Origin of the sequence: Embleya sp. NPDC005575 (genome assembly GCF_040605455.1) — a bacterium.
Classification (GTDB): domain Bacteria; phylum Actinomycetota; class Actinomycetes; order Streptomycetales; family Streptomycetaceae; genus Embleya.
The window spans coordinates 1-8,867 of record NZ_JBEXCV010000241.1 but is presented as its reverse complement, the minus strand read 5'-3'; the positions used below and the strand labels follow the sequence as shown (position 1 = coordinate 8,867).

The 8,867-nt window shown below is 72.1% G+C and carries 10 protein-coding genes and 1 pseudogene; 7 read left to right on the top strand and 4 right to left on the bottom strand.

The genetic code is table 11. The features are described from left to right. Positions 1-456 precede the first annotated feature (456 nt). From ABZS54_RS40465 to ABZS54_RS40435, 7 genes are all read left to right on the top strand, one after another. Positions 457-669 carry a hypothetical protein gene (locus tag ABZS54_RS40465; RefSeq protein WP_355547651.1) on the top strand — a complete coding sequence of 71 codons (213 nt, stop codon included), beginning with the start codon at positions 457-459 and terminating at the stop codon, positions 667-669. 14 nt (positions 670-683) lie between these two features. Then, complete coding sequence (locus ABZS54_RS40460) at positions 684-1,088, top strand: hypothetical protein (protein WP_355547648.1); 405 nt, start codon at positions 684-686, stop codon at positions 1,086-1,088. Between the two features lie 537 nt (positions 1,089-1,625). Then, entirely contained in the window at positions 1,626-3,434 is a 1,809-nt protein-coding gene (locus tag ABZS54_RS40455) for a hypothetical protein (RefSeq protein ID WP_355547645.1), read from the top strand. Between the two features lie 188 nt (positions 3,435-3,622). Further along, complete coding sequence (locus tag ABZS54_RS40450) at positions 3,623-3,877, top strand: type II toxin-antitoxin system Phd/YefM family antitoxin (protein ID WP_355547642.1); 255 nt, start codon at positions 3,623-3,625, stop codon at positions 3,875-3,877. Then, positions 3,874-4,125, top strand: a complete 252-nt coding sequence (locus tag ABZS54_RS40445; RefSeq protein WP_355547639.1) for a type II toxin-antitoxin system RelE/ParE family toxin — start codon at positions 3,874-3,876, stop codon at positions 4,123-4,125. The genes ABZS54_RS40450 and ABZS54_RS40445 overlap by 4 nt, the downstream gene beginning before the upstream one ends. Positions 4,126-4,369: 244 nt before the next feature. Further along, complete coding sequence (locus ABZS54_RS40440) at positions 4,370-4,636, top strand: hypothetical protein (protein ID WP_355547636.1); 267 nt, start codon at positions 4,370-4,372, stop codon at positions 4,634-4,636. Further along, positions 4,633-4,881, top strand: a complete 249-nt coding sequence (locus ABZS54_RS40435; RefSeq protein ID WP_355547634.1) for a hypothetical protein — start codon at positions 4,633-4,635, stop codon at positions 4,879-4,881. Before ABZS54_RS40440 ends, ABZS54_RS40435 begins: the two co-directional genes overlap by 4 nt. A 91-nt stretch (positions 4,882-4,972) precedes the next feature. On the opposite strand, the gene ABZS54_RS40430 is transcribed toward ABZS54_RS40435, so the two are convergent. The 4 genes and pseudogenes from ABZS54_RS40430 to ABZS54_RS40415 form a co-directional block, all read right to left on the bottom strand. Beyond that, complete coding sequence (locus ABZS54_RS40430) at positions 4,973-5,644, bottom strand: XRE family transcriptional regulator (protein WP_355547631.1); 672 nt, start codon at positions 5,642-5,644, stop codon at positions 4,973-4,975. Positions 5,645-5,859: 215 nt separating this feature from the next. Beyond that, positions 5,860-6,273, bottom strand: coding sequence for a hypothetical protein (locus ABZS54_RS40425; RefSeq protein ID WP_355547629.1), 414 nt, complete (start codon positions 6,271-6,273; stop codon positions 5,860-5,862). A gap of 298 nt (positions 6,274-6,571) precedes the next feature. After that, positions 6,572-7,738, bottom strand: coding sequence for a methyltransferase domain-containing protein (locus tag ABZS54_RS40420; protein ID WP_355547626.1), 1,167 nt, complete (start codon positions 7,736-7,738; stop codon positions 6,572-6,574). A gap of 428 nt (positions 7,739-8,166) precedes the next feature. Then, positions 8,167-8,867 (bottom strand): annotated as a pseudogene (locus tag ABZS54_RS40415) (hypothetical protein); the annotation flags it as partial.

Below are 8,867 nucleotides of genomic sequence, written 5' to 3'. Positions count from 1 at the left end.
CGCCTGGTCCATATGGCGAAGAAGAAGCCAAGCTCGAGCTCGCATCAGCCATTACAGACGCCGAGGACATCCCGAAGTGTCGTTGCAGTACTAAGTCCGATGGTGTCCGCGTGCTCAGACTCCGACTTTGCCAAGGCAACGGAACGTAGTCAATGACTACAGAGAGCTACTTTGGACTTCCCCGCTATACGAGCGCCGGGCCGGGTCGGGCCGTCGGTATTCGTCATGTTCCGGATCCTGCTTGCACAACACCGTGCTGACAACGGCGAACTGTCAGCGCAGCGTTGCGTTTCGGGGCGTGCAGGCGCACACATCGGGTTCCGTGAGTTCCGGCGCCGACGCCGGAACTCACGGGACGTCGCACCGTTGCGGATGCCGCTCCGGCGGTGCTTCCGTTCGTGGATCGTCCGCTTCGACGGCCTCCGCAGTGTCAGTGCGCGGGCGGAGGATCGGCGGGTGACCCTCAAATCGACGGCGATCGGCGAGTCCGAGAACCTGTCCGTCGCCTTGCGCGCGCACCTGTCCGAGACGCGATTCGCCTTCACCGGCTTGACCGGCGAAGAGGCGACCCGGCGCATCACCCGGGCCGTGGCGGGGTGGGCGAAGGAGTCGGGCTGGAGGAGCAAGGGGAGGCGCCGATGCGTTACATCGACCCGCCTCGCCCATTGAGCGGGGGATGCCGGATGTACTGGTCGCCGCCCCGGTCCGCCTATCTGGATCTCCGCCTGGTGCGCGGGGACGGTCCTCCCGTCGCCGTGGAGATCGACCGGGAGGAGCACGGCACCGCCGTGGACAAGCTCCGCGACGAAGCGTTGCGTGGGCGTCCCGCGCTGTGGATCCGCTGGCACGGAGCGCTGCGTGCCGAACTCCCGGCCGGCGTCGCGCGCCTGCACCTGCCGGCACGGTCCACCCGCTCTCCCGTGCGGTACTCGCTGATGGCGGTCACCGACACGGCGGCGATCACCCTCGGCGAGGCCGTCACCGCCGACGCCCGAGAGAACGCCCGGCAACGGGACCGGCGGCGGATCGAGGGGGAGAGGCGCGCCGCGGCCCTCCCTCGGGACCCCGGGCCCATCCGATGCCGTTAGGAGATCTCGGCACGGTGGTGCGAACCGTCCTCCCCCGCCCGACCCGCCGGTGGTCAGGCGGGGTGGGCGACCGCACCGGCACGCGCGGCGGGGTCGAGCGCCATGGCGTCCTCGAGGAGTGCTTCCAGTGTTGGGTCGGGCCACGGTCGCGCGTCGGCCAGGGGGATCCGGTGCTGGCCGGTGACGATGTCGGTGAGAACGTCGTGGGGCGCGACGGTCGGCCCGACCGAGCGCGGGGTGGATGGCCAGGTGCCGGTCCCGGCCCAGCGCAGGGTGGCGCCGAGGCTGTAGGTCTCGGCGGCGTCGGTGACAGACCGTGTGGTGCGGCGACCCCGACGGGCCCGTCGTGGCCGGTCCCCCTGGGCGGCTGATCACGAACGCGGTACCGACCCCACAACTCGACGCGGTGGGTCGGTACCGCGTTCGGGATACCACACATGGAATCGGTCGTAAGGCTGCGCCTGCTACGTGCCGGGCTGCACACTGCCGGTCAGGGACCGTCCTCGGTTCGGCTTCCGCGCGGCGACAGGAGAACCGGTGCTGGTCCACACACTGCCGATCGGCACGTTCCTCACGTCCCTGCTCTCGGCGGGCGAAAGTTGCGGATACCTCGGCGCCGTGGTGATCCTCGCACGCACGCGCGACGCGGAGGCACAGCACCGCGAACTCACCGACGACTGGACGAGCGTGCACGACGTTACCGGTCCGGCGCTGGCAGTCCTATGCCCGGTGCCGCCGCACGCGTGGCCCCGCAGCGTGCGACACCCCACGGAGCCCGGGCGGGGTGTGGTGGCCGAGGGTATTACGCTCGAAGTTCCGTACGAGCGGGAGCGGTTCGAGGGAAATTTCTGGAACGATCTCCCTCGTCGGCCCGGATGGAACGAAGTCTTCGTGATGCCGGCGCGGCTGGCCCCCGCCGAGGTGCACGCGAGCGGCTGGACCCAGGCCGTCACCGACGCGGCGGAGTTCTTCGGGATCGGGGAGGCGCACGTCCCCTGCCTCGTCGTGCTGAGCATGGGCGAAAGACACGGCACGGTAATCCCGATCGACGAGTCCTTCGGGGTCTACAACTTCCTCAAGAAGCTCATGGAACGCGTGGGGTCCGCTCCCGTGAGTCTCGGGAAGTCGCTCGACAAGCGCCGGCAGCTCCGGCGATGGATCGCCGAGAACCGGACGGGCCTGGAGCCCGCCCGGGTGCGATCCCTGAGTCGAAAGCTGGCCGAGGCCGAGGTCTTGGCGCCCCGGCTGATTGCGGACTGCCGGACCCGGGTGGAGACCCTCACGCAGACCGTACCCTCCGAGGCGGACCTGCGGGCCCTGCGCGCGGTGTCCGACCTGCTGCGCTCCCCGCAGCGGCAGGCCGAGCGGCACAACCTGCGCATCCGCGGACTCCTCAGCCGACTGGACCGCGTGATCGGCACGCTCGAGACACAACGTCCGCGCTGGGAGGAGTCCAGGCGGGCCCAAGAGGCGCTGGTGACCGTCGAACACGAGGTGACCGTCCTGCGCGACGAGGTCGCCTCCATCAGTCTCGCCGCACTACTCGCGCGGGTCGCGGCCGAACTCCCGCACCCGCTTGACGAAAAAGACGTGGGTCCGGCGCCCCGGCTTCCCGGCTGGTCGTTCAGCCGCCTCGGCCGCCGCCCCACATACGCGGTGCAGACCACCGCCGCTGCGGAGCGCGTCGGTCGACTCGGCCTGGTGGGCGAGGTGTGGCGAGAGTTGCGGGCGCCGAAGGCGGAGAAGCTGCGCGTGTTGATGCTGGCGGCGTCGTCCCACGGGGATCTGCGGGTAGGTCGCGAGCAGAAACTCATCCGCGCCGCGTTGGGGCGCGCGACGCACCGTGATCAGGTCAAGCTGGACGTGCGCACGTCGGCCACCACAGGGGACCTGCTCGACGGCATCACCCGGTTTCGGCCGCACGTGGTGCACTTCTCCGGTCACAGCAGCAAGGACCGGGTCGGCTTCGACCAGGACGTCGACGACTTCAACGAGGGCCTGGCCGTGACGGCCGGGGCGTTCGCTCGCGCCATCAAGGCGACCGACGAACCGCCGTTGCTGGTCCTGCTGAACTCGTGCCATTCCGCAGCCCAGATCGACGACCTGGTCGACGACGTGGTCCCCTTCGCGATCGGCATGTCCGACGAGATCGGCGACATCGACGCGATGACGTACGCGGCGCAGTTCTACGCCGCGGTCGCCGAGGGCCAGTCGATCGCCTCGGCCCACGCGTCGGGGCGGGCGGCGATAGAACTCGCCGGCCTGGACGACCACGAACTGCCGACCCTGGCTTGGACAGCGGGCGTCGACCCCGGTGCCACCAAGCTCGTCCGGATGCTCGACTGACGGTGTCGGCGGCTCCCGCCGCGCTCGCCCCGGCAACACGTTGGTGATGCCGGGGCGCGGGCCCGGACGGCGGCCCCGTCCGTGGTGCTCGCTCTTCGATCGCTGCGGCTTTCTCGGCCGGGTCTTCCTTGGCGGTTCGTCCCCGCATCACCACCGCGAGAGGGAGCATGAAGCGTACACTTCTGTACATGAGTGAGACTTTGCCGATCACCGAGGCCCGCGCCAGGTTCGGATCACTGGTACGCCGGGCATCGCACGCCCGCGAGCGCATCACCATCACCGACCACGGCCAGGCCGCGGCCGTGCTCATCAACCCCCAGGAGCTGGCCGACCTCGAGGACGCCTTGGCCCTCGCCCAGTACCGCGCCCGCCAGGCCGAGCACGCGACCGCGGGTGTTCCGCACGACGAGGTGCGTTCGCGACTCGGGCTGGACCGCGCTTGAGGTACGCGATCGTCTGGGACGAGGCGGCGATCGACACGGCCGCCCGTTTCCTCAAGGACGACCCCGACGGCCTGCGACAGCTCATGGACGCCGTCGACCTCCTCGCCCACGACCCGCGCCCGGACGGCACCTTCGAGTACGGCTCCCCCGACCTACGGCGCATGCACGTCGGCCGCTACCGCGTGATGTACGAGATCACCGACACGACCTTGACCATCGTCGTCATCCACATCGGCCGCCTCAGCTAATCGAGCCGCGCCCGACGCACGGGCCCCGCCGTAGGACGGCGGGGCCCCTGCGTGTGGTCGGGCACTTCACCTGGCGACATCCGCTCACTCAAGTGCTCAGGAATCGCGGGTCACCCAAACCGTGGCCGCCTGGCGACGCGCAGGCCGCACCGGATGGGCGGGGAGTCCGGTTTCGGTTCCGTTGCCCCGAGCGAGCGGGCAGACTGGGACGGGAGAACGTGTCGAACGGGTCTGGGAGGACATCGTGGGCAGGACCGCGACGGTCGGCGGCAGGACTGTGACGTTGCCGAACACGCTCGCCGAGATACGCGCCGCTCTGCCCGAGGAACGGCGGGCCGAGTTCGACAAGACCATCGGCGAGACGCCCCTGGACGAACTCCCGCGTGTCGCGGTGCTCCACTACGCCCTGCCCGACGAGGCCCGCGCGGAGGACGACGCCCTGATGGACCGCATCCAGGCCGGCGACTTCTCCGGCCTGGTCAACGCCGACGGCACCCCGTTCGTCCCGTGAGCACCTACCGCGTGGCCTACGCGCCCGAGGCCGCCCGCGAACTCGACAAACTCCCCCGGCCCAGGCGCGCCGCGTTCGACCGCGCCATCGACCGGGTCGCGAACGACCCGTACGGCTCCGGCGCCGCGATCGGAGGTGACAAGGACCGTCGCGAGGCCACCGTCACCGAGGTGTTCATCGTCTATCTGGTCTCGGCATCCGTCCTGACGGTCACCGTCGTCCGCGCGGTTCCCGAACCCCGCTGAACACCCACGCCGGCCGTAACCCGGCCGCGGAAGACAAAGCGGCGCCGCCCCCGATTCGGGAGCGGCGCCGTTGTCGAACATGCGTTCGGCTTCAGCCTCGGATGTCGAACTCGACGTAGTCCACGTCGGTGAGTTCGACGGTCTCCAGGTCGTCGGCGCGCATACCGCCTTCCTGGAAGTAGGCCTGTTGAAGACCTGCGGCAACGATGCGCTCCAGGTCCCTTTCGGACGCGCCGGAGTAGTGGGCGTCGAACAGTTCCTGGGCGTGGGTGGGCGACAGCGGTTGCCTGATGCGGCGCATGCGGGGGTCGTCGGTGGAGCCGGCCGCCGAGGAGAATCCGAACCTGGCCCTGGTCTCGACGATGACGCCGCCGGTGGCTGCCGCGCGTTGTTCGACCCGGCGGCGGACCTGGGGTTGCCACAGCCGGCGGACCTCGGCGTCGATGCGGGCGTTCACCGGGCCGGGCGGGTTCTTGCGGTCGCCTTTCAGGTAGCGCTCGACGGAGCGTTGGCTGACGCCGAGCACCTGGACGACCCGACGGGTGCTGCCCTGGTTCCCGCCGAGCAGGAAGCGGACGCGGGCCTTCGTCGACTGCGGCGGTTTGCGGGTGAGGACGTGTTGGGCGGCCTGGTCGAGGCCGTAGCCGATCTTGCCCACGGGAGTCTCCTTTTCGCCGTCGGCGACAGCGTCGACGCCGTCCTTGATGCAGCGGGCGGGGTTGACGGGTGGGTTCTGGGCCAGGCCCTGGAGGACCCATACCATGCGGGCCGACCGACGACACCGGCGCGCTGCTGCCGGGGTGGGTGGCCGCGTGCGGCGGCGCCGAGCACTCCGCACTCGGCTGCGCGGCCCACTTGGGCGAGGTGCCGGTGGTGTGGGACCCGGGCGAGTGGCACGGCATCGGCTCGCACGGGACGAGCGACGACACCGCGACGGTCGCGCTCGCGGCCGAGCGGGTCGCGGACGAGGTCTCCGGGCTAGCCGGTCGGGTCGGCCTGGCGGGGCCGGGCGGGCCGGCGTTCGCCGGCCGGCGCCCGCTCGACCAGGCCCACCGCGCGCTCGGTCACCGCGAGGCGGGAGCCCTCGTACTCGTACATCCGCAACACCCCGTCCATCGCGTGCACCGGCACCGCGCCGCGCAGGTCGACCCGGGCGGTGCCGTACCCGTCCCGCGCCGCCGCGAGCGCGGCCGCGACGTGTTGGCGGGCCATCCGGGCCAGGACCAGCGGGAACGCGCGCAACACAGGGTGGTCGCGGTAGCCGGGCGGGACCAGGTCGAACAACCACGCGGCGGCGGTGTCCCCCCACCCCGCCTCGCCGGGCACACGCACCCCGCGCGGCCACCCCGGCGGCGCCACCCCTGTGGCGCTGCTACCGCTGCCGGTACGCATGGGGCACCGCGGCGACCCGGCGGCCGAGGGACGTCGTCCCGATGCCGCCGCCGACCCCCGCCGAGGACCGCGCGGTCGCGGCGCAGCGGGACGTTCGCGCACGACGCGGCGGGGCGGGCCCGCGCCGGGGGTGGCCGCTTCGGGTCGATCCGTACGCGACGGACGACGCGGCGGGCGACGGGTTCGAGGGCGACGTCGAGCCGGCGCCGGACACGTACGAGAGGCCGATTCCCACACCCGGCGGATCTCGCGTCGTCGCCGTGTCCGCGAGCGGCCCGTGCCGCCCTTTGTGACGTGCTCAGGCATCCGGGGCGAGCGGCCGGGTGGGTCCGGTCGGGGCGTCGAACCAGATGCGTTGGGTGCCGTCGGGTGTCACGGTCAGGCCGAAGCGTTCCGGCCCCGGGCGGCCTCGGGCTACCCAGCGGGCGTGGGCATCTTCGATGTCGGCCCACACGTCGCGTTCGCCGTGGACGGTGACGGTGAACGGGCCGTCGTCGCGGTCGTGTTCGTGATCGATGTCGGCCCAGTTCGCTCCCGAGGCGTCGATCACGCGCAGGGTGCAGCACCACTGTCCGGGTTCGGGGTCGTCGGCGCGGGCGGTGAGGTGGCGCAGGCCCGGCAGGGTCGCGCCGACGGCGAACGCGGCGTCGGGTTCGTCGGGTTGCACCGTCCAAGGGGCCAGGGTCGAGACGCGCTCGCGGACGGGCGCGTCGTGGTCGACGGCCGGGGGGTCGGGGTCGTAGCCTGCCGCCGCGGCGCGCAGGGGCATGAACGAGCCCAGGGCCGCGAACGGGCCCGACGCTCCGCCGTCCTGGTGGCGGGTGAGGCGGGCGATGCCGTAGGAAACCCACGGCGAGGTCCACGGAACGACGAGCGTGCCACCGGGGCGGGTCTGTTCGATCCACGCGGCTGGGACGGTGTGGACGGAGCAGGTCGCGACCACCGCCGCGTAGGGGGCGGTGGTCGGGTGGCCCAGGGTGCCGTCGGCGGTGACGATGCGCGGGTCCACACCCGCGCGTTCGCACGCGCCGCGGGCGGCTCGGGCGAGGTCGGGGTCGATCTCGACGCTGACGACGTCGTGGCCGGTGGCGGCGCGCAGGAGGCTCGCGTTCCAGCCGGTCCCGGTGCCGATCTCCAGGAACGGGCCGGTGGTCGGGTCGAGGAGGTCGAGCATCGCCGCGACGACGGAGGGCTGGGACGCGGACGAGGTCGGCCAGTCCTCCCGGCCCGGGCTGCCGTCCACGGCCGTGATGACCGGGATGTCGTCGTAGGCGGCGTCCCACCAGGATTTCTCGTCGACCGCGCGGTCCAGGGGGCCGGTGTCGGTCCACACCCGGTCCGGCAGGAACAGGTCGCGGCGCACGGTCGCGACGGCGCGGTGCCAGCGCGGGTCGAGGCCGGGCACTGACGCAGTAACGGTGTCGGCGAGGCGGGCGGCGCGCGCGGACGGGTCGGGCTCGGTCACTTGCCGTCCTTCTTCGGGTCGTCCTTCTTGTGCCGGCCGGGCACCGGCGCGGGCTTGGACCGGTCCGGGCTGGGCTTTTGCTGCCCGAAGTCCTTGTCGCCCTCGTGCTCACCCATCACACGACCTCCCCCACCTCGAACCGCCATGACGGATCGAGCTTGCACGCTCACAGCATGTGATCACAAGATTCCGCCGCCACGACTGTGGCGAATCGGGCGGCAGGGAGTGAACGTGGGGCTGCCTTGCACGCACGACGATGTTCCGGTGGTCTCGGCTGTCGAAGGGCGGTGTCCGCTCCCGGCCCTCTCGCTCACCGGGCTACGCGTCCGCGTGTGTCCGTTCGCAAGGCCCGTCATCCGAGCGCACCGAAGCCGACGCCTCGGACTGTTCGTCGCCCTCGCAGCTGCGGCGCGGGAGCCGTCGACCGCTCACCACCGTGGCGGACCGGTTCGGTCGCAGGCGTCGCGCAGTGCGGCGAGTTCGGTGCGCACGCGCGCGCAGTCGACCAGCGCGAGGTCGGTGCCGAGAGCAGCGATCGTCGCGGCGGCCGCGTCGAGGTGGCCGCGGCGCACCTGGACCGCGGCCAGGCGCACGGTGATGAGCGTGCGGGTGCGGTTCTCGTTTGGGGTGCGGCCGGCGGCTGCGGCGGCCAGGTGCAGTTCGGCTGCGTTCAGGTTGCCCAGGTGGCCGAGGGCGAGGCCGGTTTGGTGCTGCCACGAGGCGGCGACGTAGCCGCCGGACCACCCGGCCGGGGAGTCGGCGCGTTCGACGCCGCGTTCGGCGGCGCGCAGGCTCGTGCGGGCGGCGGCTCCGTCCCCGGCGGCGGCGTGGGCTTCGGCCTGGATGCCGGTGATCCACGCTTGTTGGCGTACGGGGCAGTGCCCGCGCGCGGCCTGTGCGGCGGCGTCCGCGAGGTCGAGCGCCGGCGCCGCGTGGCCGAGTTCGAGCGCTTGGACGGCCAGGGACCGCAGGGCGCTCGCGCGCGTCAGCGGGTCGCCGGCCTCGTCGGCCAGGCGGGCGGCCTGGACGTAGTAGCGCTGGGCGGCGGCGGTCCGACTGTGTCGTTCCCGTGCCCTCGGCGGCGGCCGCGCAGAAGACCCTGAGGGGTACTTGATGGGTGACCATCCGC